Here is a 23,814-nt window from a genome sequence, read left to right on the forward strand (position 1 = left end):
GGGAACCACGTTGAATACGTGTTGATGCGTCAGTAGTTGAGGTAGACGGTCTTGCTGATGGTGTAGAAGTCGAGTCCGGCGTCTCCTTGCTCGCGGAAGGTTTCGGAGGATGAGGCTTTCATGCCGCCAAAGGGGACGTGATATTCGAGGCCGGTGGTTTTCTCGTTGGTCTTGACGATTCCAGCATCGGCTTCGTCGACGAATCGGTGGGCCTGGCGCAGATCGTCTGTGACCACGCTAGCGGAGAGGCCTTGTTCAACGCCGTTGACCACATCTATCCCTTCCTCGAAGTCCGACACGGGGATTACGGAGAGGACGGGCCCGAATATTTCCTCCTGAGCGATGCGCATCTCTGGCTCCACATCGGAGAAGACGGCTGGCGAGATGTAGTAGCCGTCGTCATAGACCCCGCCAGTGAGTCGTTGTCCCCCCGTTTCCAGGGTTGCACCCTCGTTTTGACCGATCTGGACGTACTCGAGTGTCCCCTCAAGTTCGTCCTCGCTAACGTGGGGAGCCACGTCCGGATCGTTGCTGCCTGGGCCGATTTCCAAGCTTTCGACGCGGTCGACGAGCGTCTCGACGAATTCTTCGTAGATCTCTTCATGAACGATCGCACGGGAGCAGGCCGTACAGGCCTGTCCAGTCACCCCGAACGCGCCGTTGGCTACGATGTCGACGGCCTCCTCGACATCGGCACTATCGGTGACCAGCGTGGGGTTCTTGCCTCCCATCTCGAGTTGGACGCGCTTCTGATCCGAGGCGGCGTTCTGATAGACGATGTCGCCGACTGTCTCGCTGCCAGTAAAAGAGATGGCATCAACGCGATCATCGGTCGCCAGCGCGTTACCGACAGTGCTACCGGGACCAGTAACAAGATTGACGACGCCGTCTGGGAAGCCAGCGTCCGACAGACAGCGGACGAACTCGTTAGCGATTACGCCCGTCTGGGTGGCCGGTTTGAGCACGACTGTGTTCCCGGCTGCTAAGGCGGGCGCGACCTTCCATGCGGGGATGGCGATGGGGTAGTTCCATGGGGTGATTGCGGCGACGACGCCCACAGGTTCAAGCCGTGTGCTCAACGTGGTATCCTGGTTCGAACTGGCCATGACCTCACCGCCGAGATCAGCAGCTTTTGAGGCGTAATAGTAGAAGATATCAATCGCGCGCTGGACCTCGCCCGCAGCCTCGGACCACGCCTTGCCCTCCTCTCGAACGAGCGTCCCCGTGAGCTCGTCCTTGCGCTGGGCAAGCAACTCTGCACTCTCGCGCAGGAGTGCGCCACGGGCGGTACCTGGTGTATCTGCCCAATCTGCCTCGGCCCCGGCCGCCGCCGAAATGGCGGCGTCGGCGTCTGCTTCGGTGGATTCCGGTATCTCGCCGACGACCTCGTCGGTGGCCGCCGGGTTGTACGATTCGGTCGTCGTACCAGTTGCTGCGGGGACCCACTCCCCATTTACGAAATTATTAAACTTCATTACGAATATACGGTACAAGTGTTTTTGGCATAATAGTTCTGTTCCTGCCCGTGCGTTCGGTCGGTGCACTTCGGCAGATGCCGAAGTCGGCACGGTATCGACACCTAGTTCGAAGTGGTTTCGTTTACCGGTTCCTTAGGGATATACGAATCAATCAGCGCTGTGCGCAGAGACGAACCTCGCACGTCGGTGTTCCGTGGTCTGGAAGCTCAGTTTGTGATTGCACTTGGGACTGGTAGCACCGATATGATGGTGGATTTCTCCTGGTTTTCGTATCCTATTTTTAGGTACCGGGACACTCTCAGCGAGGCAAGTTAGGCCGAAGGTGGCGATGTCTGGGGAAGGTATATTTATTACCGTCGCATCTTGAGTATCAGAAGCATGAAAATAAGCTCTCTCGAGACCATTCCACTGCGACACGAACTGGACGACGGGAAGTCGTTCGGTGGTACACGAGGTAAGACGGGGACCCGAACGGCGGCGCTCGTTAAACTGACGGCGAACGACGGCACGGTGGGCTGGGGCGAGGCGTTCGCGCCGCCCGAGACGGTAGCGACAATGATCGAAGAGGTGTTTGCTGACGAGATCGTCGGCCGGACGCCGTGGGACGCTGATGGGCTCGCAGACGAGGTGTACACGGGCGACCTCGGTGGCTACCACTTCGCACGTGACGGGATCACGCAGGCCGCGCTGACTGGGATCGAGGTCGCGCTGTGGGACCTCCGCGGGAAGCAGGTCGGCAAGCCGGTCCGGGATATTCTTGGAGGGGAGTCGAGAGATTCCGTCACTCCCTACGCCTCGACAATGTATATCACCGAGTGGGGAGAGGACCCCGCCGAACCGATCGCGACTGCGGCCGACGAGGGGTTCGAGGCAGCGAAAGTCAAGATCGGCCGCGGCATCGAGGACGACGTCCATCGCGTCGAGACCGCCCGAGAGGGGCTGGGACAGGACGCACACCTGATGGTCGACTACAACGGGAACTACACGCCGACACAAGCCATCGAGTCCATCCAGGCGCTCGAACCGTACGACATCACGTGGGCCGAAGAGCCCGTTCCCCCAGAGAATTACGAGGGATATCGACGGATCAGTTCGGCCATCGACGTGCCGCTCGCGGCTGGCGAAGCCCACTTCGGACGCTTCGAGTTCACGCGGCTCGTGCAGGAGGGTGTGGTTGATATCGTCCAGCCGAACCTCGGCCGCTGCGGGGGCTTCTCGGAGGCCAGATACCTCGCCCAGATGGCGACGACACGGAACGTCGTCGTCCGCCCTCACGTATGGAACAGTGGCGTGGGCGTCGCCGCAGCGCTGCAGTTCCTCGCAACCGTTCCGCGGTATCCACACGCTTCAGGTGCCTCGCCCGAGACCGTGTTGTTTGAGTTTGATCGCAGCGAAAACCCGCTCCGACACGAAATTCTTGCGGCACCATTTGATCCCACCGGTGGCAAGTTAGACGTGCCCGACACGCCCGGGCTGGGGATCGAGATAGACGAGACCGCAATTGAGCGCTACCGGATCGACTGAGTATTCTCTGCCTTCTTGTTCCCCCAATGGGAACATCCTGTTCCACGATCAGCGCTCATTTCGGCGGATATCGGTGACTTCCGAGCATATATCATAAGTACTTTTGTTATTCTATTTCGCCGCTTCTGGAGCAGGTTGTTCCCCTTTAGGGAACGAGCGGAAATCCGAACGGGCTGTGTGACCGATAATCGAGTGGCCGTCGGTGCAGTTTTCGGCTGAGCGAGGGCTGAGGCTGTCAGCGCTTGGGCGGAGCGTCCCAATCCTCACCGTCGTCCTGTGGATCGTATCCGATACGCGTTCGGGCATGCTCGATATCGAACCAGCGGCGGAAATTATCGCTGACGCCATTGAAGATGTCGAAGGTGACATTATCGTCTTGCAGGCAACACTCGACCTGGTGTGCGAAGTCCCGCCGGGACTGCCACATCGCCTTCATCCTCGCGACCTGCTTGTCGTACGCCGCACTGCCCCGCTCGATGTCGCCATTCTCGACCGCCTGCTCGGCGTCGCCGTACGGATGGTCGTACTCTGGCATGCGGACGCTACAGACCCGAAGTGCGTAGAATTGTTGGGGGTACTCGTAGTTCTCGACGTAGTAGCGCCCGAGGTCCTCTCCGAAACTCTTGGACGCGCCATAGAACGAGTCCGGGCGAACCGGGTCCCTGTGATCGAGGACGAGGCCATGCTCCGGCTCGTATAGTTCGGGGCTGTGCTCTACCTCGTACATACCCATGACGTGGTTCGTCGAGAGGAAGACGAACGATTCAACCTCTTGCTTTCTGGCGGCTTCGAGTGCGTTGTACATCCCGACGATGTTGGGCTCGAAGATGTCGCTCCACTCCCCGTCAGTGTAGGGGTAGGCGGCCATGTGGATCACGGCGTCTTGTTCCTCGGTGGCAGCCTCGACCGCGTCGGCCTCGGCAACGTCAGCGACGACGGTGTCGAGTCCGCCATATGGGTGGTCGTCTGATCGGTCCGAGCGGTTGAGGTATGTAAAGTCGTACTCGGGACGGTCGTGCAAGTGGTCGATCACGGCCGTTCCACAGCGGCCGTAAACGCCGGTCATCAAAACGTTCATCCTAACATCTAGTTATCGACCCGCCAAAAGAAGGTGTCCGTACCGACAAAGTCGGCCGCTATCGGAGTCTGTTCGATCGCAAAAGTGAGCACTCCGGTACGCTTTTGCTCGCCAAGGGCGAGCAATGAAGTGAGTGCCCATGACATATCGTATTGCAATCGCTGGAATCGGCGCTGTCGCGGACATCCACGCGGCGGCAATCTCCGACTTGGCGGACGCGACGCTTGTCGCTGGCTCCTGCCGGACGGGTGAGAAGGGCCGCACTTTCGCCAGCGAACACGACTGCGAGTGGTACGAAGACACCGAGACCATGCTCGACGAGAGCGCTCCGGACGTGCTCTTGGTCTGTACGCCCAGCGGAGCCCACCTCGAACCGACCGTTGCGGCGGCCGAGCGCGGCGTTCACATCCTCTGTGAGAAGCCTCTGGAAATCACTACCGAGCGGATCGACGCTATGCGCGACGCCGCCGACAGGGCCGGTGTCCGCCTCGGTGGCGTCTTCCAGCAACGGTACAACCCCGTCGTCCAGCAAGTCAGGGACGCCGCGAGCGAGGGTCGTTTCGGCGACCTCTCAGTGGTCTCCACATCAGTACCTTGGTGGCGCGACGACGACTACTACGGGCCCGACCGCTGGCAGGGAAGACGGATGCTCGACGGGGGCGGCGCGATGATGAATCAGTCCATCCACGGAATCGACGCGATCCAGTGGCTCGCGAGCGCGGCGATGCCCGGTCTCGACCCGGGCGTGAATCCCGTCGAGGAGGTGTTCGCTTTCACCGCTACACGGGCCCACGACACCGACCGCGTCGAGGTTGAAGACACTGCTGTCGCCGTGCTCCGGTACCGGAACGGTGCGCTTGGGCACGTGCTGGGGACCACCTCGATGTACCCGGGTTCGCTCAAACGCATCCGAATGGCTGGACGCGACGGAACAGCGGAACTACTCGAAGACGAACTCGTTACGTGGCAGTTCCGCGAGGCAGCCGACGATGACACAGCGATCCGCAACCGATTCGGCGGAGAGTCGGACGGCGGCGGCGCAGCGGACCCGATGTCTATCGAGGACGAGTTCCATCGCCGGAATATCGACAGCTTCCTCACAGCCGTTGAGCGCGACGAACCGTACATGCTGGACGCGCAAGAGGCTCGCAAGGCGGTCGAAATCGTTGAGGCGGTCTACGAGTCTGCCGAGCGCGGTCGCCCGATCGAGATCGGGGACTGAATAGTTCGAAATCGGTGACCCCTGTCCGGTCGAGGCGGTCGGCGGCGGACGGTGACCGACTCTACTGCCGGGAGACGTTCTCGATGAGACAGCGGAGGTAGCCCGATCCATAGGCTCGAGAACGGTGACGCCACTCGGTATCGCCTTCGACGTGGGGAACGTGGTCCAGCAACACTGGCCCACGGAAGCCGACCTCGTGAAGCGCCGTCATCGCCTCGTGGGGATCGAAATTCCCCTCGTCGAGGAACGTCTCGGTGAAGTCGGGTACGGTTCCGACTACGTCTCGGAAGTGGACGAAGACGATGTCGTCGCCGAAGCGCCGGATCACGCCCGGCACGTCCTCCCCCATCTCGGAGAAACAGCCCAGGCAGAGCTTCAGGCCGTGGGCGTCGCTCGGGACGGCCGACATCGCTCGCTCAAAAGCCTCGGCGTTGCGGAACAGTCGCGGGACGCCACCGATCTCTTCGTACACCGGCGGATCGGCCGGGTGCAGAGCCATCCGGACGCCCGCCTCCTCCGCGACGGGGAGGATTTCTGCGAGGAACTCCTCGTAGTTCTCCCAGCACTCTTCCTCCGAGTAGGTCCGTTCGAGTTCTCCCGGTGGCGTCTGGATCGGTTCCAAGTCGTCCTCGTTCCAGCGTGTCGCCGTCGCCCCGCCACGTATGGCCGCGTCCGTTCCGGTCCGCATGGGGACGACGCCACGGGGGTTCCACTGGTAACCGAGCGTATCGATCCCAGCGGCCCCGAGATTCTCGAGTAGCGTAACTATCGCATCGACCTGACGGTCGCGTCCCTCCCTGTCGAACATGATGTCGCCGTACATCCCGTAGTGCAGGGAGTGGATACCCGCGAATTCCAGATCGAACTTGGCGAGGTAATCCTTCAGTTCGACGAGTCTGTCGACGCTGGGAACGCTTTCGGGAGACAGTTCGAGGTGGCGTGCGCCGTCAGTGTCCATATCGTCCGGGAAGGCGTCAGCCTCGTATCCCGGAGAGAGAACGTCGACGAAGACGTCTTCGACACCGATCTGGGCCATAAACTTGAGCCGCTCGTCGTTCAACCAACGCGAACGGAAGCCGACGCTGATGTGCTCGGGGCGCTTCGAGTGGGATTGAGGCAGTGACTGAGATTCGTCCGTAACCATACCTCCCGCTTCTCGGAGTGCTCTAATGGATGTTACGGTAGCCAAAGGCCCAAACGGGGTCGAGAAGTCGGTCGAACTAGGGCGGCACTCGGGCTGTCAGACGTCAGTACGCCGCCGTGATCCGTTCGACGTGGTCGTCGTTGAGTGTCAGATCGACCGCGCCAGCACTATCGTCTAACTGTTCGGGCGTACGGGCACCGATAATGGGCGCGGTGGTCGTTGGGGTATCGCCGTGCAGCATCCACGCGAGACTTACCTGCGCGGGAGTCGCGTCTATGGCGTTGGCGACGTGACGAATCGCGTCGAGGACCGCCCACTCCCGGTCACCGAACTGATCGATCCACGACTCTAGGTCCCCGCGCGAACCACTCGGGGCTTCGTCGTCACGCTCGTACTTCCCGGTCAAGAAGCCTCCTTCCAGAGGCGAGTACGGGCAGACTGCAAGGCCGTGCTCGGCGCAGAAATCGAGATAGTGACCCACGTGGACCGGGTAGTTCGGTGTCTGACGATACGGCGCGTCGTCTCGGTAGGCGGCGTTAAATCGAGGCTGGGTCACCTCGAACCGTTCGAGCCCATTCACATCGCTCTCCCACAGTGCGGTCGCCAGCTTCCACGTTGCCATCATGCTGGCCCCGAGGTGGTTCACTTTCCCGTCCTCGACGAGTTCGGTCAGTGTCCGCAGTGTCTCCTCTATCGGAGTCTCCTCGTCCCAGCGGTGGATGTAGTACACGTCGAGGTAGTCTGTACCCAGTCGGTCGAGCGTCGCGTCAATCTGCCCACGAATGTGCTTGCGTCCGAGCCCGCTGTCGTTGGGGCCATCGTCCACCGGGAAGTACACTTTCGAGGCGATGACAAAGTCGTCGCGATCGTAGTCTTCGAGCCACTCGCCGATGTATGACTCGCTGGTCCCGGACGGATCGCCGTAGACGTTGGCAGTGTCGATAAAGTTGATACCGCGCTCCCAGCAGGCGTCGAGCAAGTCGTGGGCGGCCTCGCGATCCGTTTCAACGACCCCATCAGTCCGCTTGCCGAACCGCCACGTCCCGAAGCATAATTTCGATACCTTGGTCCCTGTCGTCCCAAGTCTGGTGTATTCCATCGCAGGCCAACTAACCGAGAGCGTGATAATAATGCTACCGACTCACAGCACCCGACATTTAATACCGCTCGTCTTCATCCATCATCAATGACAAAGACGCCGGGTCCAAGCATCACCTCACGGCCGCGCACGAACGATACCCATTGGCTGACGCTGTTAGCCTACGTCGTACTGGGGGTTGGTACGACCATCTACGCTATCTGGACAGTGCTCTCTCTCGGGAGTTCGCCCTATAGTTTTCGGAGCGGCCTGATCTTGTCCGCGGTCGCAATCTTGAGTTTCTTCGCCTACCTTGCACTGTTTCGCGATGCGATCCACCTCTCGCACGCAGAGATTGAGTGGACGCCCAACTGGCTTTGGTACTTCGCTCCAGGACTTGGTATCCCGGCAGCCGTGCGATTCGTTCTGCCTTCTATTCCCGTGTTCGAGACCAGTTCGCCGCTGCTCATCGTCTATTCCCTCGTGTTTACCACCACGGCGGTCTGCCTCGTGTATCTGTACCGTCGCTGGCGATACGTCCCCGACCTGCTTGAATACGAGCCCGATGCCGCTGGTAACTGAGGATACGATTTCAGAACGACAAACTGTCTACTAATCTGTAGGTGGCTGGCCTGAGAGTGACAATATTTATTATTTCACATGCTGGTTGGGGAATTAAAACCATAATTATATATAGTGTCTGTTCATTGTGGACAGTGGATCATGTCAAGCGACAACTACAGTAGACGTAAGTATATCGGCCTGGCGGCATCGATGGCCGCTGGTGGACTGGCAGGTTGTGGCGGCGGTTCAGACGGTGGCAGCGGTGGCAGCGACGGTAGCGATGGCGGCAGCACCACGAGCGGCGACGGTGGAGGCGGTGGCGGCAGCAGTGCGTCGCTCACGCTGTGGACGGACGCGATAGACTCGCAGGCGGCGAACACCCAGCAGTTGGTGCGCGACAACATCGACACTGACATTTCGTTCGTCGACATGCGGTACGACAGTATCAAGCAGCAGTACCTCACCGGTGCCTCAACCGGGACGCCTGACCTCGTGGAGGCGACGCCAAATCACCGCGGTGACTACGTCTCCGCGGACCTCATTGAGCCCTTGACAGACCGCGTCGAGGAACTCGACTACAGTGACGGCTACATCGGGCTCGATATGATGACCTACAAGGAAGACGTCTGGGCGCTCCCTCACATCGGGAACGGCCGTGGCTTCGTCTACCGTGAGGACATCTTCGAGAAGTACGGTTTCGATGTGCCCGATAATTGGAGCGACTTCGTCACTATCGGCGCAGAGATCTCCGCCAATGAGGACGGCATGCACGGGTTCACCCTCACCAGTCAGAAGGGCAACACCCGTGGCCTCCAAGAGTTCCTGTCGTTCCTGTTCCAGCGTGTCGACTCGGTGTTCAACCCCACCGAAGACGGGTTCGAACTCAACGCCACCGCGGAGGACTTTGGGATCGTGTTCAAGGAGTACTTCCACGATCCGTTCTTCGCTACCGAGACGCCAGCGACCAACCCCGACGCACGCGGGATCGACTCACTTGCCCACGACATCGCGTACATGAACGGCAACTACGCCGCGATATCGACCGGTCCGTGGCTCCCGGGACTCGCGGAGGGCTCCGACGACACGAACGAGCAGGCCACGAGCAACTACGAGAACAGCGTTGCAACGCACAACCCACGTGTCGAAGGCGGTGAGAAGGGCACCTACGCGGAGGTAAAGCCCCTCTTCATGAACTCCAATTCGGAGAACAAGGACGCTGCGTGGGATGCCATGTCGACCATCTCCTCACCTGAGGGGATAGGTACGTTCCTCAGCGAGGTCCCGGGGAACCTCCCGGCCCACGAAGACGTGGAGTGGAACGTCCCCGAGGATACGAACAACCCTGGTTGGTCCGGATTCCAAGACGTGTTCGCCACCGGAAAGTCCTACGGCTTCTGGAGCGTCAGCAAAGTCTCTTCAACGTGGTTCGATCTCTCCCAGCAGGTCATGTACGACCAGATTGACCCGATGGAGGCAGGACAGCAACTCTACGACGCCTGGTCCAGCGCTGCGAGCGATATCTAACTGCGTCGAAGCGCGGACGAACGCGGACCGACTGTTCTCTCCTGCTGTACTTTTTGTGCGACAACTCGTTGAGCGGCATCTATTGCGTCACACGTCTGTGTGCGAGTGACAGGAGCATCGATGTCGACGTGGATCAAGCGGCCCATCGCTCACCAGTGAAACTATCGACATCACCCGACATCCCGTGATTCTGATTCTTCGATCCGAGGAACAGAGAGCAGTCCGGTGGCAACGAGTGTGTGTTCTCCCGGGTATTGGCGACAGATGTGACGGTGCTGGACGACGCTGCACGCCATGGGATCCGAGACGCCACGGACTCATCTAACGGGGCGCACACTCTGACGAGTGAGAGTACCAACAGGTGACTTGATCTCAGCGGTCAACGAAGGGCACAAGCAATAAAGTGCGCTCAACACGGGAGAAGTGACCGTATCCACGGAAGGAGGACCAAGATGTGGTCTGCATGAGCGTCAGGGGAACGAAAACAGAGGCGTCGTGTGCGTGAGCTGAGGTGGAAGTGACGGCCGGAACAGGGGCCGAGAACTGAAACTCTAGGTGCCGTGCATGCCGCCGCTCGCAAGTCCCTTGACGATATACTTCTGGACCAGCGCGAAGAAGATGATCGACGGTATCGCGGTCAGCGTGGCGGCGACGAGCGTCGCTCCCCAGTTGATCGTGTTCGCACTCTGGAAGAGGTAGAGGCCGAACGGAAGCGTTCGGGTCCCGATCCCCTGGGAGAGAACCGATACGAACAGGAAGTCGTTCCACGACGTGACGAAGGTATAGAAGGCCGCCACGGCAATACCCGGCTTCGCCAGCGGGATGATCACGTGGTACAGCACAGAGAGGTGCGAACAGCCGTCGATCCGTGCCGCCTCGTCAAGCGCCTCCGGAATGTCGTCGAAGAACCCTTTCAGCAGCCAGAGTGCGAGTGGAAGCGCACGCACGCAGTGCGCGAGGATGATTCCCGTGTAGCTATTGACGAGGTTCAGCGTGTGCATCATGATAAAGAAGGGAATGATGATAAGCGCTGGCGGGAGCATCTTCGTCGCCATGAACGCCACTAGGAGCGACTTCCGCCCAGGATAAGAGAACCGACTCAGCGAGTATGCGCCGAGGATACTCGCTACTAGCGTCAGAGCCGTCGTGCTAAAGGAGATGATCAGCGAGTTCTGGAACAGTCTCCGGAACTGCGGATCGCTCAGCACTGTTTGGTAGTTCGAGAAGGTGATGTACTCGAGGCTCGGAATAACGATGAGTCTGTTCGCCTGAATGATCTCGCCGGACTTGATCGTCGACAGGGCGAGCCAGACCACCGGGACGAGGAACCAAACGAAGTACAGCGCGAGCGCGCCGTAGATCGCCAATGCCTCTCTGACGCTCCGGTCCTCACCGATCCAGTCGTCGAAACGACCGACGACACCTCGGTTGCGATTCTCTACGTACTGATTCGGTGTTGCCATTAGTGTACCCTCCGTGATTCGATCGTCTGTTTAATTGCTCTCATCAGTCCGTGTTCTCCACTTTGACGTAGACGACGGTGAAGATAGTCAGCAGTGCCAGCATCACTGCGCCGACGGCCGACGCGTAGCCGAGCGCGTACTCCTGGAACGCCTGTTGGTAGACATACGTGCCCAGCACTTCCGTCCGATTCACCGGGCCGCCGCCCGTGGCGATGAAGATCATCTGGAAGCTGTTGAACGCCGCAATTGTCTCGATGACGATCATGATCATCGAGATATGCGTGATGTTGGGCAACGTGATGTGTCGGAATTTCTGGATCCGGCTGGCGCCGTCAATCTCCGCAGCCTCGTAGTACTCCTTGGGAATCGACTGCATGCTTGCCATCAGCGCGATGGCGACGAATGGTGTGTCCTTCCACACCCGCAGCATCGTCACCAGCGGGAGCGCCCATTCAAGCGTCCCGAACCAACTCTTGTTGGGTCCGCCGAACATTTGTAAGATGAGATTCACCAGCCCGAAGTCGACCTGCAACATCCACGACCAGATGATGACGATGACGACAGGGGGTATCACCCAACTGACCATCGAGAGGCTCCGTAGCGCTCCGATTCCCGGCAGATTCTCTTTCAACAAGACTGCCAATCCGAGCCCGAGTAGGTACATCGAGACCACGGCACCGACAGTGAGTAATACCGTCTGTGTCAGCGCCAGACTGAACACGGGGTCCGACAGGAGCTGCTGGTAGTTCGCCAGGCCGACCCATTCGATCTGTTCAAGCTGCAGGAAGGAGCGAGAATGAAAGCTGATCCAGAGTGCACGGATCGTCGGATACACGATGATGATGAGCATCATCACCGTTGCGGGGACGATGAGGCCGACCCCGATCCAGGTCTCTTGTGTGAACCACCTCGCTTCCGTGAACAGCCGCCGCAATCGGAGTATTTTCGAGTCCTCTCCGGACAGTATAGACATCGTGCTATATGTCTACCCTCTACTACATAAAAATTCATGTTGTGTACGCGGCTGCGTTACTTGCCCTTATTCGAGATGGGGTGCCGATCGATATCAGTCAGGCCCGTCCTGGGATATAGGGGAGGTGAGCTGGAAAAAGTATAAGTACTGGTTTTCCGATTATACGAATAGTCATGGCAGATTTAGAGCTTCGAAACCTCGCTAAGGTATACCAGACTGGTTCGTCGAATCCGGTCGTCGGCGTTGAGGATCTGAATATCCACTTGGACGAGGGGAACTTTCTCGTGCTTGTCGGCCCGTCAGGCTGTGGGAAGTCGACGACGCTGCGAACGATCGCCGGACTCGAACACGTCACCAGCGGCGAGGTGCGAATCGGTGACAAGGTCGTGAACGATCTAAGCCCGAAGGACCGGGACATCGCGATGGTGTTCCAAAACTACGCGCTGTACCCGCACATGACCGCCCGGGAGAACATGAGCTTCGGGCTCAAAATGACGACGACACTATCCGACGAGGAGGTCAGCGATCGCGTCGAGAGCGTGTCCGAGATGATGGGTATCGATGACCTGCTGGGTGACAGACCCTCGGAGCTCTCGGGCGGCCAACAACAGCGCGTCGCGCTGGGTCGTGCTATCGTGCGCGAGCCCGAGGTATTCTTGCTCGACGAACCGCTGTCGAATCTGGACGCCAAACTTCGCGCCCACATGCGCACAGAGATTCAGGAACTCCAAGAGGACCTGAATATCACGACCGTCTACGTCACGCACGACCAGACCGAAGCGATGACCATGGGCGACAAGATCGCTATCCTCGACCAAGGCGAACTGCAGCAGGTCGGGACACCTCTAGAGTGTTACTATACACCCAAAAACCGGTTCGTCGCGGGCTTCATTGGTGAACCGTCGATGAACTTCTTTGACATGCGCGTGGAGAGTGACCAACTGACCAACGAACGGATCGAGTACCCTCTTTCCGGAGCACGACTCGATTCCGTCCGCGGCGAAGATCGCGTCACACTCGGGATTCGTCCGGAGGACATCGAGATTGCCGACGAACCCGGCGAGCACACCTTTACGGCGGACGTTCGTGTCGTCGAGCCCTTGGGCGACATCAACTACATGCACGTCGACCTCGACGGCAACGAGATGACGGTAAAGGTGCCGGGCGAGCACTACGCAGAGGAGAACACCGAGGTGTTGCTGTCGTTCCCCGAAGAGAAGCTCCACCTCTTTAGCGGGCCGACTGGTGAGGCCCTCTGTAACAGGTCGATCCCGACCGACAGTTCGCTTCCGATCGAAGCGACGACGGAAGCCTGAGCCGCGGTCGGCCGCTCGTTATTCGCCGCCGTTCTCGTTTGGCAGGTCGGTCGCTGGCACGATGTCGTCGACGTGCACGACGATGTTGGCTGCCTCTGTCCCGTTCGTGATCGCCGCCACTTTCGTCCCGGGAAAATCGACGATGCCGCGCTCGTACACGTCGGTGGTCCCGCCCTGAACGATGTCGACCCCGGCCGTCGAGTCCCCGTTCGCGTGTGCCGCCCGAAGTTCGGTGAGCGTGTCAAGCGGATCGAGACCAGCATTCTCGGCGAGCACGCGTGGGACGACTTCGAGTGCGTCGGCGTACGCCTCCATGACGATTTGCTGACGGTTCGCCTTCCGCGTGGCCGCCTCACGCACACGGCGGGAGATCGCTATCTCCGTCGCGCCAGCCCCCGGAACAACACGGCGTTCGGTTACCAGTTCGACGGCTGCGTCAACGGCCTCTGTCACTCGGTCTTCGAGCTTGCCAGCGACGCGTTCTGTCGACCCCTGCAACATCAGCGTCATTGCCGTCGGGTCGGAGACCGGCGGTTCGATGTAGAACCGATTTTCGTCGTCATTCTGCCGGACGCTCGCTCGACCGAGGTCGTCCTCGCTCACGCCCGCGACATCACCGGTGATTCGGATATCGAGGAGTCGCGCGAGGAACTCCAGATCGGGTTTGATCGTGAACTCCGTTGCCAGTATGCCCTCGTCCGCCAGTCGGTTCGCAATGCCGTCGTCCACCCGCTTCTGGCAGAACACCACGTCGGCACCGGACGCGACGACCCGGTCAGCCACCGTCGCTCGACTGCGCTCCTCACGGTCAACGTGTTGATCGTACTGACCAAAGGAGTCGACCGTCACCGCTGGTTCGTGCCCGCTCTCGTCGACTTCAAGGGGCTCGTCGACGAGCAGGATAGCGGCCTCCTCAAAGTCGGTCGGCATCCGCTGCCGGAGGGGCTTCTTGTCGACGGTGGCACCCGGAACGCGTTCGAAGTCGCCGATCCAGCGGCCTGGGTCGGATTCAACCGCGATTCGGTCGGCGTAGCGTCCGGGCGCCGTCGCGACGATCTCTTCGACGAGGCTCGTAATCTCCCCGGCCAGCGCGGTCTTGGTGTCACCAAAGACGATGCCGGTAAGTCGGTTGGCGACCGCTCGCTGGAGAAGGTGTTCGTCCACACTGTCCAAGTCGCGCGTCAGGTCGCCGATCGTCTCCCGTGATATCTCACTCGCTGCACGGAAGCCGTCGACGATTGAGGTCGGGTGGACCCCCTGATCAAGCAGCGTCTCGATGCCGGATAGCAGCTCTGTGGCGAAGGTGATCGCTGTCGTCGTCCCGTCTCCAGCCTCCGCCTGCTGGCTCTGACCGACAGTCGAGACGAGCCCAGCAAAGGGGTTCTCGAACGCGAGTTCGTTCACGACGGTCGAACCGTCGTCGGTGAGCGTCACCTCGCCCCTCTCCGAGACGATCATCTTGTCCATCCCGTTGGGGCCCAGCGTCGATCTGACGATCTCACCGAGTGCGCGGGCGGCAGTCGCGTTCCGCTGTTGGATGTGCTTGGACCCGGTGTACTCGGAGGCGTCCTCGCTGATCATTGTTCTGTGACTCATGTACGTCATGCGTCGGAGCTTCTACATAAATGCATTGCTCAGAACGGCGGCCCTGGTCCCACCGGTCATGGAAAGGCGGTGCCACCATGCAGCGCAATCGCCTCCATCCAAAATCTTATTTAGCCGCTATCAGATGGTGTTCGTACACATGGACAGCGAAATCGGTAACAAAACAGCTACGGCCACGTCAGCGGGAGCCGCGGACGAGGACGCCACGCAGTCGGTGAAGATCGGGTACGTCGGTGGCGGGAGTCGCGGGTGGGCCTACACGCTCATCAACGATCTCGCGCAGTGTACCGACATGAGTGGTGAGGTCGTACTGTACGATCTGGACTACGAGAGCGCCCAGCGCAATGCGGAGTTCGGAAACTGGGTGCAAGAGCGAGAGGGTGCGGTTGGCGAGTGGACCTATACGGCCGTCGAGGACCGCTCGGCGGCGCTGGAAGGTGCGGACTTCGTCATCCTCTCGACGCAGGACCCGCCAGCGGAGACGATGGCGCACGAGATCGATATCCCGTCCGAGTACGGCATCTACCAGTCGGTCGGCGACACCGTGGGACCTGGAGGCGTCGTCAGGGCGATGCGGACGATCCCAGTGTATCGGGATATCGCGCTTGCCATCGAGGAGCACTGTCCGGATGCGTGGGTGCTCAACTACACGAACCCGATGACGGTCTGCGTCCGAGCGCTGTACGAAGCGTTCCCGGACATCAACGCCATCGGGTGCTGTCACGAGGTGTTCCACACACAGGAGCACTTCGGCGAACTCGTCGCTGAGTACATGGATGAGCCTCAGCCCCCGCGGACCGAGATAGACGTGAACGTCAAGGGGATCAACCACTTCACGTGGATCGACGAGGCAACGTGGCGCGGTCACGATCTGTTCCCGCTCCTGAAGCGCCACAGTGAGGAAGTGATCAGCGACCGCTCATTCGACCCGGGGGATCTCGACGACGCTTCGTACTTCGTAGACAACGAACTAGTTGCCTACGCGCTGTTCGATCGGTTCGGTATCTTCCCGGCGGCGGGCGACCGTCACCTCGCAGAGTTCGTCCCGTGGTTCCTCTCCGTGGACGACCCCGACGAGATTCAGTCGTGGGGTATCAAACTAACGCCGAGCGAGTACCGCGTCGAGCGACAGGAAGACGCCCTGGATAAATTCTACGACCCGATGGAGGGCGACGAAGAGTTCGAGTTCTTCGACTCGGGCGAGGAAGGCGTCTCGATGATGCGTGCGCTGCTCGGCGGCGAGCGTCTCCGAACAAATGTGAACGTTCCGAACGAGGGGCAGGCCCCGGACCTTCCCGCGGGCACGGTCGTCGAGACTAACGCCCTGTTTACGCGGGGAGAGGTGACGCCGCTCGCGGCCGGAGAGCTCCCGCCACAGGTCCACAATGCGGTCTCGACGCACGTCCAGAATCAGGAGACGATCGTGGAAGCGGCTTTCGCGGGCGACGTGGACTTGGCGTTCCAGGCGTTCCTTAACGATCCGCTAGTCTCCGTGCCGATTACCGATGCCGAAGCGATGTTCCGTGACCTGATCGAAGCGGTTGAGCCGTATCTCCAGAGTCACTGGGACCTCGACGGCGCAGCAGTGTTGTCGTAGCGGATCGCTAGTAGCGAGCCATCATCCGACCGGTCCCAAACTATATTTTGTTGGCGCGGGTCCACGTAGACGAATTCGCATATGGAGACAGTACTAGTCACCGGTAGTCTCGGACGTCTCGGCCGCTGGACAGTCGATCACCTGACGGCCGACGATCGGATAGTCGTCGGCGTCGACCGGAAACATCCCGGTTCGGACGCCGATATCAGAGGAGACGTCCAGCTACGCGCCTGTGATCTCACCGACCAGGGCGCAGTCTGGGAAATCATCCGCGATGTGGGACCGGATGCGATCGTCCACCTTGGAGCGATCCCGAATCCTGAGGTCCACAGCGGAACCCACGTCTTCGAGAACAACGTTATGAGCACCTACAACGTCCTCATGGCCGCCGGGGAGGCGGGCGTCCCGATCACGTGGGCATCGAGTGAGAGCGCGTACGGCTTCCCATTCGCACGCGAGCCCTCGCTCCCGGACTACCTCCCCATTGACGAAGACCATCCACTCCGGCCTGAGGACGCGTACGGCTCCTCGAAGCTCGTCGGCGAGGACATCGCAGAGATTGTGGCCCGCCGGTACGACGTTCCGATCGCGTCGTTACGCATCTCGAATGTCCAATACCCGGGGAACTACAGCGTGCTTGACGACCAAGACGACCTTGATGCTGGCGTCGGTAATTTCTGGTCGTACGTCGACGGGCGAGACGTCGCCAGCGCCGTTGAGGCGGCTATTGATGCGGAACTCACGGGCCACGAACCATTCGTCGTCGCGGCCACCGATACGTACCTCGACAGGCCGACGACGGATGCCTTCGAGGCGTATTTCGGTGAACTCCCCGATGAGGTGGCGATCAACGGCCGCGAGTCGGCGCTCAGTTCGGCCAAGGCCCGTGACCTGCTGGACTGGGAGCCAAAACACAGGTGGCAAACAGCTGCACAGGAAGACGTTCCGACGCCGTCGATGACACAGTAATGCTCGGGGAAATCCACCGTGCAGGATACCGCGCCATCCGACAGCGAACATTCGGGAGGCGTTCGTGAGATCGTACACTGTCGAGCGGACATACGACACCGTCCCGCTGACCGGACGCGTCGACGGGACTCCGTGGTGCGATGCGTCACGGCTCGCGGTCGATCAGTTCAATTGGCACAACAGCGGCCCAAAGCCCTTGACGACCGCGCGGCTCCTCTACGACGACGAGGCGCTCTACGCCCAGTTCCAGGTAGAAGACGAACACATCACGTCAGTGGTGACGGAATTGAACGGGCCGACATTCGAGGATAGCTCGGTCGAACTGTTCGCCGATCCGCGCCCGAACACTGATTCGAATACCAGTGGGGATGAAGGCGGCGGAGGAGACGCTGATCAACGCTCGCGCTACTTCAACTTCGAAGCGAACTGTTGTGGCGTCTTCAAGCTCGCGTGGCAGGAAGAAGATTGGCAGAAGCGTGCCATCGGTCGCGATTTGATCTCCCCAGAACTCGCTGACCAGATCGACGTGGCCACTTCGGTCGACGGACCGACCAGAGAGGCTCGGCCTACGGACGACGGCTGGTGGCTCGCCGCCCGAATCCCGTTCGTGGCCCTATCTGGGCTGACTGGTGTCGATATCAATCCCGAATCCGGGACGGTATGGTGTGGAAATGTCTACCGGAGCGGCGTCGAGCGCGACGCGATGAAAGCGACATGGAACCCGATGCCGACGCCAGAGCCAGACTACCACTCGCCGGAATTTTTCGGACGGCTCCGGTTCGCATAACGGTCGCCGTCCCCTCGTTTCCAATACACCAGAGCCGTTGCCGGGCAACAGTTTCTATATACATCATGCTCGGAGGACACGAGGTGATGCCTTTGGGTCGAATACCCGGCGAAGAAATGAAAAAGGATGACCACGTCGGAGAGAAGACAGACGCGTCGGAGGGCAGCTTACGCGTCGAAGGCGTCTGACTCGGCGAGCACGTCCGAGTCAGCGAGGTCCCAGTCGGGCAGATACTCTGCTTCAGCGTCGACTAGTTCGGCGAATAGTTCGCGTGCGGTCTCGGTTTGGAGCGTTCGGACTTGGGGGTCGTTGAGGAACGCCTGGAACGCCAAGTCCACGTCGCCCGCGAAAGCCGCTTCCACGATCGTCTCGTGGTTGTTCACGTGGGGGATAATCTGGTTTCGGACCTGTCGCGGCAGCGGGCCAGCCGTGATCGGTTTGATGCTGTCGGGGGTGATGAGTGCGTTCGTCTCGACGACCGCACCTTCGGGGAGATCGGAAATCTGTCCACGGTTCGGGAGGTTCACGTGGGTCTTCGTCGACCCACCGACCGTGAGCGACCGCATCAGATCGACGGCTATCTCGCCTGAGGATTCGAGTTCGAAGTCCTCCTTGCCATCCATCCACGCCGTCACGTCGGTCGTCTGTTCGGATTCGGCGGGGTTCCAGTGCTTTGCACGGTAATCGCTCGTCGTCCGCTTGACACCCCAGCGATTGAGGTCGTCGGGCATGTCGCCCTGGATGAACCACGTGCCGTATTCGACGAGGTGACGGTCGCCCGCCGCCGGGAGGATGCCGAAGCGCTGATACAGTTCATAGGTCACCTGGTTGTTGTCGACGAACGGGTCCTCGTCGGCCATCTCGTCGGTTGAGTACTCCCGTCGCACGCCATCCTGTTCGAGATGATAGTCGAGGACATCGAACAGGTCGACGCCGCGCCAGCGTGCCTCGTCTGCCCACGTGTAGTGGTTGATCCCCTTGACGTTGAGATCGATCTCGTCCCGATCAGGACGATCAACGTCGTAGTACTCCGCGACGAGGTCAGCAAGCATGTCCTGCGCGTGGAAAACCTCATGACAAAGGCCGATGGCGTTGATGTCCGGGAAGGCCTCGTACAGCGCTCGAGTGGCGAATGTGAGTGGGTTCGTGTAGTTGAGGACCCACGCGTCCGGGCAGTGCTCTTCGATGGCGTTCCCAAACTCTCGGTACACTGGAACCGTCCGCATGGCCCGCATGATCCCACCGGGACCGATCGTGGCGGCGACGGCCCCGTATATCCCGTAGTCCCGGGGGATATCGAGATCGTGGACGAACGTCTCTGCGGGATTGAACTGCGTCGAGAGGATGACGAAGTCCGCACCTTCCAGCGCCGCCGAGCGGTCCTCGACGGCGTTGTACGTCCAATCACCGACTGCCCCGTCCTTTTCTTGCACCCAGTTTCCGAACTCTGCGTTCAGCTGGGCGCTCTCGTAATCCATGTCGAACAGCGCTACCTCGCCCGAAATCTCTGTGCAAAGCGCCAGATCACGGAACAGCTTTGGAGGCCATTCACGAGCGCCACCGCCGATATAGGTGATCTTGACGTTCTCATCGGGAAGGTTCGGCAGCGAATCCTGTTCGCTATCCGCCATGAGTGGCTCTTGTCCAGAACTCATAGCTAAACACCCGGAACGGGCACACTTATTTTTTACTGTCACGGTGATTACCGCTGACCTACCCGTGTCGCCGATGACTTTATATTGCACGTCCCACATACTTCAGATATGTCAAAGGTAGCGGCTGATATCAAGACACGTCTACGGGGTGTCGCTGTCGGCCTCCTGACCCCGTTCGACGATGACCGCTCGATCGAACATGACAAGCTTACTGAGAACGCGAAATCACTCTACGACGAAGGGATACGAACGTTTCTAGTCGCCGCCAATATCAGCGAGTATCACTCGCTCTCCCAGGACGAACGGATCGAGATCGCAACGACGGGTGTCGACGCACTTCCCGACGACGCCCTTGTCCTCGGTGGCGTCGGTGGCAGCACCGCAGACGCCACGGAACTGATCCGCGCCTACGATCAGGTTGGGGTGGACGTGATGATGATAATGCCCCCGGATCACACCTATCTCCACGAGCAGGGACTCTTGCAATACTACTCCAAACTGGGTGAGGCAACCGACCGTCCCTTGGTCCCATATGTTCGCGGATTCGATCCCTCGATCCAATATTTAGCCGATCTAACACACCTTGAAAACGTGATTGGGATCAAGTACGCGATCGAAGATCCGGTGAAGCTCGGTGCCGCCGTTGAGAAGGGTGCGGACGACGTGGTCTGGATCAACGGCCTCGCGGAACCGTACGCACTCTCCTACTGGATGGAAGGAGTGGAGGGATTCTCCGCAGGCGTCAGCAATTTCAGACCGGAAGTCGGTCTCGAACTTTTCGACGCACTCGCCGAGGAGGATTGGGAGCGCGCCCGAAAACTGCGCGATATCTGCCTCCCTTATCAACGGTTCCGCTCCGAAACAGGATCCGATAACACCCTCCCTGGTGCGAACAGCGTTGCAGCGATCAAGGCTGGCCTCGAACTGGCCGGTCTTCACGGCGGTAACGTCCGGGAACCAATCGTCCAGCTGAACGAACGGGACAAACAGCGTGCAGAAGAGCTCTATCTCCAGCTCGACGACGAGATCAGCCAGCTCATCAACTGAGTATCCGAATAATTCCCGCGTCACACCGCTCTCTATGCGGCCCACAGTTGATTCGGCAGGCGGGAACGATTGTCTCATCAAGTTCGAATACGGTACCGCAAATACTCAGTCTGGCTCCACACGGGGCCCTCTATCATCGTCACCGAAAGGGCCTTTCCGGCTATCAGGTATACAGTTGCGTTTTGGCTACCGTTGCTCCCGTTTTGATCACATCATTCTAGTTCGGGTATGGGGAACGACGTTTCTGAATGACCATCAGACTTGGAGACCCACCCGGGAGACATAAGTGGTCAATCTTCCAAATCTCATGCCAGGACCACTACTCCTGGAAATACGGTCATACTACAAAATCTCACGCATCACAGGACTCCATCTTCACCGGTTGAGTGATCATTCGGCCCGTTTCAAACCGACATTTGTTCCCCTGCTGGGAACGGTTACTTTCTCGTGGCGATCAGCGCAGCCCCCGAGATTAAGGGTGCCTGACAATCATCCACAGTATTTGTTGTGAACTGCGGTTTTCGGTCCTGAATCCCCAGGAACCATGGGAAATACCACGAGGGAGCAGCCGCAGACCCAGATATGGAGATTAGTTAAAAGGTTCAGTGTTTGTCTGTAGGGAACGCTACTTTCGGCAGTTATTGAACAGCCCACTTTGGTTATCCCTCGAGGCTGATGGTTGATTTAGTCTGTCAAACTATCGAACATTATTGTTACTTCCTTTTTATGTTGGAGACAATGCCCGGCACCCCACCATAACAACAATACTAGTGTTATTTTTATTGAACCAGGGATCAAGCGTGACATCGTCCCGCTTGCAATCTCACCGTTACTGGGGTGAACCAGTCTAGCAGTATGGGCGCCATCCGTCGCCCAGGTTTTCTTGACTTCGTACCAAACGACCGTCTCGTAGGTGATATCACTCTCTCCTCCGAGGTGTGTGCTGTTCCCGCTTGGATAGGTGAACAAGTAGAATTCCTCTTCGTCGAAGTCCGTACTAATGTACTCCCGAATTTCGTGGTCTTGGACCAAAGATGAAGTTTGCACTTCCAGACGGATCCGGCGTCCGGAAATGATACCTGAACGTTTCTCCCGACTTTGGATTCCCGTCTAATTGTGAGTACCCATCCAGACTGGTGGTGTTGATCATCTCTGTGCTCGTCCCACTGAGCTCAAGTACAAAGCCTCCCCCGTTTACCGGGGAACGGACGATACTGGAAGCAGATTCGCCTCTGTGGAACGAATAATAACCATCCAAGGTGTTGTGCTCGAATCTCTGGATAAGGCTGTCGAAGCCCACTTCCACTGTCAGAATTTTCTTTGATGACCGCATAATTGTATCAAAATTTCGTTTTGGACGAATAAATGTAGGTACAAATCCAATATAACTGTTATTGAATGTCATACATGTTGCATTTGTTTGTATGGCCTGCATTATGGTGTTATCGTAGACCGTTACAGTGTGAATCCTGTCGATTTGCCAATCAATCTCCATCTGGTACCACGTATCTGGCGACAGAGAAAATCCACTAGTCGAATCGCGAGCGCGTCCCGAGTATCGGGGTCCGACCGAAACGGGCCTCGGTTGGATGACGACGGCGAGTCCGAAATACGGGATACGACATCTTGGCCCGCTCCTTCCTGCGTAGCTATCCGATTCATCGTCTCTACCCTCTCGAAAGGCGACCGAGCCAATTTCGAACGTGCGGAATCAAATTCACCTGGTGGACGCCGTCGAGAATCGGCGGTGGGAACAGCTGCATCGAATATCATCCGTCCCACCGATACCGCTACTTCAGCGAGGTTCGACGAGACACGTATCCACAATCTCTCACACTCACAACCTCGACCAGTCTCTCTAATCGAGGAGAATAGGACGCCTGCGTAGCGAATGGTTCGGCTGCACCCAGAATGAACGCAAGACGCACCTATCCTCAACCACAGGACTATCCGACTGGAGAGCCTAGGTTATGAAATGGCAGATAATAAAGGCGGTCGAGACAAGCAAGCGCGAGACGCTGAGAGACGACAACAAGAGCGTGATGTCGCTACGGAACTGGAGCGAGGAGACGAAAAAGAGCCACCGGTTGAGGCAGCGGAACTCGGTGATTTCGAGACGGAACTCGAAGCAATGAACTTCCCGACGACAGGGACCGAGATCGTCGCAACACTTGGTGACCACACGATAGAATCGGTCAAGGGGAGCTACAGGGTCGAGGATATCGTCCCGGAGACGGACGAGGAGACGTTCGACTCACCGGCTGCCGTGCGAGTGCAAGTACAGCGACCGACAGTTGCGGCGGCGATGAAACGAGTCGTCGAATCCAGTGAGACGCTTCGAAATACGGAGTTCAGTTGGTCACAGCGCAAAGCGTACGAGATGACGTTCCAAGAACTCTCAGCGATCGACGCCGATGACGACGACGAAGGGATCACAGCCATCAGCGATTGGGTCGTCGACCAAATCCGCGAGAAAGAAACACTCCCGGCGTCCCGGGCCGTGCGTCGACAAGCGGCCAAGTTCTGTCGGGCGAACGGCTATGAGGTACGGGTCGACGAGTGGCTCGGTATCTAGAGCCACGGGCATCCGAACCGACCGCTGTCACGTGCCAAGCGTGACCGATACGCACACCTATCGAACGGCCGTTTCAGGAGGAACGGTCCCGAGCCAACAGATTTCAACGGAACCGTAAATCGTACCCACCCACGAGCGGGCAATAGCGAGCGAGCGGGGAGTCATAGTTCATCCGCTATCTGCATCGCAGTCGCCTGCGATTCGTGGAAACGCTG

Annotated in this window: 19 protein-coding genes; 10 read left to right on the forward strand and 9 right to left on the reverse strand. The window is 59.2% G+C overall.

Translation table 11 applies throughout. The features are described from left to right. Positions 1–29: 29 nt before the first annotated feature. Positions 30–1,475 carry a 2,5-dioxovalerate dehydrogenase gene (xacF, locus tag NJQ44_RS19105; protein ID WP_254274492.1) on the reverse strand — a complete coding sequence of 482 codons (1,446 nt, stop codon included), beginning with the start codon at positions 1,473–1,475 and terminating at the stop codon, positions 30–32. A gap of 381 nt (positions 1,476–1,856) precedes the next feature. On the opposite strand from xacF, the gene NJQ44_RS19110 reads away from it, so the two are divergent. Beyond that, a complete protein-coding gene (locus NJQ44_RS19110; protein ID WP_254274493.1) occupies positions 1,857–3,002 on the forward strand; it encodes a mandelate racemase/muconate lactonizing enzyme family protein in 1,146 nt (381 codons plus the stop codon). 235 nt (positions 3,003–3,237) lie between these two features. Here the strand turns inward: NJQ44_RS19110 and NJQ44_RS19115 are convergent, their stop codons facing one another. Further along, entirely contained in the window at positions 3,238–4,080 is an 843-nt protein-coding gene (locus tag NJQ44_RS19115; RefSeq protein WP_254274494.1) for an NAD-dependent epimerase/dehydratase family protein, read from the reverse strand. A 139-nt stretch (positions 4,081–4,219) separates the two neighbouring features. Here NJQ44_RS19115 and NJQ44_RS19120 point away from each other — a divergent pair, with 139 nt between their 5' ends. Further along, complete coding sequence (locus NJQ44_RS19120) at positions 4,220–5,302, forward strand: Gfo/Idh/MocA family protein (RefSeq protein WP_254274495.1); 1,083 nt, start codon at positions 4,220–4,222, stop codon at positions 5,300–5,302. Between the two features lie 61 nt (positions 5,303–5,363). Here NJQ44_RS19120 and NJQ44_RS19125 read toward each other — a convergent pair whose 3' ends face one another. Further along, on the reverse strand, positions 5,364–6,446 hold the full coding sequence (locus NJQ44_RS19125) for a mannonate dehydratase (protein WP_254274496.1): 1,083 nt from the start codon (positions 6,444–6,446) through the stop codon (positions 5,364–5,366). Positions 6,447–6,549: 103 nt separating this feature from the next. Continuing rightward, on the reverse strand, positions 6,550–7,545 hold the full coding sequence (locus NJQ44_RS19130; RefSeq protein ID WP_254274497.1) for an aldo/keto reductase: 996 nt from the start codon (positions 7,543–7,545) through the stop codon (positions 6,550–6,552). Between the two features lie 87 nt (positions 7,546–7,632). On the opposite strand from NJQ44_RS19130, the gene NJQ44_RS19135 reads away from it, so the two are divergent. Together NJQ44_RS19135 and NJQ44_RS19140 are read left to right on the forward strand one after the other, a co-directional pair. Next, positions 7,633–8,106, forward strand: a complete 474-nt coding sequence (locus tag NJQ44_RS19135; protein ID WP_254274498.1) for a hypothetical protein — start codon at positions 7,633–7,635, stop codon at positions 8,104–8,106. Between the two features lie 141 nt (positions 8,107–8,247). Beyond that, entirely contained in the window at positions 8,248–9,612 is a 1,365-nt protein-coding gene (locus tag NJQ44_RS19140; protein ID WP_254274499.1) for an extracellular solute-binding protein, read from the forward strand. A gap of 551 nt (positions 9,613–10,163) precedes the next feature. Here NJQ44_RS19140 and NJQ44_RS19145 read toward each other — a convergent pair. Then, the gene (locus NJQ44_RS19145) at positions 10,164–11,075 is read right to left on the reverse strand and encodes a carbohydrate ABC transporter permease (RefSeq protein WP_254274500.1); all 912 of its coding nucleotides are present in this window, start codon (positions 11,073–11,075) and stop codon (positions 10,164–10,166) included. 43 nt (positions 11,076–11,118) lie between these two features. Continuing rightward, positions 11,119–12,048: a carbohydrate ABC transporter permease gene (locus NJQ44_RS19150; protein WP_254274501.1), complete on the reverse strand. Its 930-nt coding sequence runs from the start codon at positions 12,046–12,048 to the stop codon at positions 11,119–11,121. 173 nt (positions 12,049–12,221) lie between these two features. On the opposite strand from NJQ44_RS19150, the gene NJQ44_RS19155 reads away from it, so the two are divergent. Beyond that, on the forward strand, positions 12,222–13,364 hold the full coding sequence (locus NJQ44_RS19155; protein ID WP_254274502.1) for an ABC transporter ATP-binding protein: 1,143 nt from the start codon (positions 12,222–12,224) through the stop codon (positions 13,362–13,364). Between the two features lie 18 nt (positions 13,365–13,382). Here the strand turns inward: NJQ44_RS19155 and NJQ44_RS19160 are convergent, their stop codons facing one another. Beyond that, positions 13,383–14,945, reverse strand: a complete 1,563-nt coding sequence (locus NJQ44_RS19160) for a TCP-1/cpn60 chaperonin family protein (protein ID WP_254274503.1) — start codon at positions 14,943–14,945, stop codon at positions 13,383–13,385. 163 nt (positions 14,946–15,108) lie between these two features. Between NJQ44_RS19160 and NJQ44_RS19165 the strand changes: the two genes are divergently transcribed. The 3 genes from NJQ44_RS19165 (at position 15,109) to NJQ44_RS19175 (ending at position 18,322) form a co-directional block, all read left to right on the forward strand. Next, complete coding sequence (locus NJQ44_RS19165; protein WP_489146252.1) at positions 15,109–16,566, forward strand: family 4 glycosyl hydrolase; 1,458 nt, start codon at positions 15,109–15,111, stop codon at positions 16,564–16,566. An 81-nt stretch (positions 16,567–16,647) separates the two neighbouring features. Then, positions 16,648–17,535, forward strand: coding sequence for an NAD-dependent epimerase/dehydratase family protein (locus NJQ44_RS19170; RefSeq protein ID WP_254274505.1), 888 nt, complete (start codon positions 16,648–16,650; stop codon positions 17,533–17,535). Between the two features lie 64 nt (positions 17,536–17,599). Then, entirely contained in the window at positions 17,600–18,322 is a 723-nt protein-coding gene (locus NJQ44_RS19175; protein WP_254274506.1) for a carbohydrate-binding family 9-like protein, read from the forward strand. 167 nt (positions 18,323–18,489) lie between these two features. Here NJQ44_RS19175 and NJQ44_RS19180 read toward each other — a convergent pair whose 3' ends face one another. Further along, entirely contained in the window at positions 18,490–19,953 is a 1,464-nt protein-coding gene (locus tag NJQ44_RS19180) for a family 4 glycosyl hydrolase (protein WP_254274674.1), read from the reverse strand. 132 nt (positions 19,954–20,085) lie between these two features. Here NJQ44_RS19180 and NJQ44_RS19185 point away from each other — a divergent pair, with 132 nt between their 5' ends. After that, a complete protein-coding gene (locus NJQ44_RS19185; protein WP_254274507.1) occupies positions 20,086–21,024 on the forward strand; it encodes a dihydrodipicolinate synthase family protein in 939 nt (312 codons plus the stop codon). A gap of 997 nt (positions 21,025–22,021) precedes the next feature. Here the strand turns inward: NJQ44_RS19185 and NJQ44_RS19190 are convergent. Beyond that, positions 22,022–22,519 carry a hypothetical protein gene (locus tag NJQ44_RS19190; protein ID WP_254274508.1) on the reverse strand — a complete coding sequence of 166 codons (498 nt, stop codon included), beginning with the start codon at positions 22,517–22,519 and terminating at the stop codon, positions 22,022–22,024. Positions 22,520–22,999: 480 nt separating this feature from the next. Between NJQ44_RS19190 and NJQ44_RS19195 the strand changes: the two genes are divergently transcribed. Next, entirely contained in the window at positions 23,000–23,599 is a 600-nt protein-coding gene (locus tag NJQ44_RS19195) for a DUF5789 family protein (protein WP_254274509.1), read from the forward strand. Positions 23,600–23,814 lie beyond the last annotated feature (215 nt).

The organism is Haloarcula marina (assembly GCF_024218775.1).
Classification (GTDB): domain Archaea; phylum Halobacteriota; class Halobacteria; order Halobacteriales; family Haloarculaceae; genus Haloarcula; species Haloarcula marina.

What these genes read in the sequence shown, in the direction of transcription:
- NJQ44_RS19185 (WP_254274507.1), top strand. Translation starts at nt 20,086, where the DNA reads ATGTCAAAGGTAGCGGCTGATATCAAGACACGTCTACGGGGTGTCGCT.
- NJQ44_RS19145 (WP_254274500.1), bottom strand. Translation starts at nt 11,075, where the DNA reads ATGGCAACACCGAATCAGTACGTAGAGAATCGCAACCGAGGTGTCGTC.
- NJQ44_RS19195 (WP_254274509.1), top strand. Translation starts at nt 23,000, where the DNA reads ATGGCAGATAATAAAGGCGGTCGAGACAAGCAAGCGCGAGACGCTGAG.
- NJQ44_RS19120 (WP_254274495.1), top strand. Translation starts at nt 4,220, where the DNA reads ATGACATATCGTATTGCAATCGCTGGAATCGGCGCTGTCGCGGACATC.
- NJQ44_RS19130 (WP_254274497.1), bottom strand. Translation starts at nt 7,545, where the DNA reads ATGGAATACACCAGACTTGGGACGACAGGGACCAAGGTATCGAAATTA.
- NJQ44_RS19160 (WP_254274503.1), bottom strand. Translation starts at nt 14,945, where the DNA reads ATGATCAGCGAGGACGCCTCCGAGTACACCGGGTCCAAGCACATCCAA.
- NJQ44_RS19165 (WP_489146252.1), top strand. Translation starts at nt 15,109, where the DNA reads ATGGACAGCGAAATCGGTAACAAAACAGCTACGGCCACGTCAGCGGGA.
- NJQ44_RS19135 (WP_254274498.1), top strand. Translation starts at nt 7,633, where the DNA reads ATGACAAAGACGCCGGGTCCAAGCATCACCTCACGGCCGCGCACGAAC.
- NJQ44_RS19170 (WP_254274505.1), top strand. Translation starts at nt 16,648, where the DNA reads ATGGAGACAGTACTAGTCACCGGTAGTCTCGGACGTCTCGGCCGCTGG.
- NJQ44_RS19115 (WP_254274494.1), bottom strand. Translation starts at nt 4,080, where the DNA reads ATGAACGTTTTGATGACCGGCGTTTACGGCCGCTGTGGAACGGCCGTG.
- NJQ44_RS19150 (WP_254274501.1), bottom strand. Translation starts at nt 12,048, where the DNA reads ATGTCTATACTGTCCGGAGAGGACTCGAAAATACTCCGATTGCGGCGG.
- NJQ44_RS19125 (WP_254274496.1), bottom strand. Translation starts at nt 6,446, where the DNA reads ATGGTTACGGACGAATCTCAGTCACTGCCTCAATCCCACTCGAAGCGC.
- xacF (WP_254274492.1), bottom strand. Translation starts at nt 1,475, where the DNA reads ATGAAGTTTAATAATTTCGTAAATGGGGAGTGGGTCCCCGCAGCAACT.
- NJQ44_RS19110 (WP_254274493.1), top strand. Translation starts at nt 1,857, where the DNA reads ATGAAAATAAGCTCTCTCGAGACCATTCCACTGCGACACGAACTGGAC.
- NJQ44_RS19180 (WP_254274674.1), bottom strand. Translation starts at nt 19,953, where the DNA reads ATGGCGGATAGCGAACAGGATTCGCTGCCGAACCTTCCCGATGAGAAC.
- NJQ44_RS19190 (WP_254274508.1), bottom strand. Translation starts at nt 22,519, where the DNA reads ATGGAGATTGATTGGCAAATCGACAGGATTCACACTGTAACGGTCTAC.
- NJQ44_RS19140 (WP_254274499.1), top strand. Translation starts at nt 8,248, where the DNA reads ATGTCAAGCGACAACTACAGTAGACGTAAGTATATCGGCCTGGCGGCA.
- NJQ44_RS19155 (WP_254274502.1), top strand. Translation starts at nt 12,222, where the DNA reads ATGGCAGATTTAGAGCTTCGAAACCTCGCTAAGGTATACCAGACTGGT.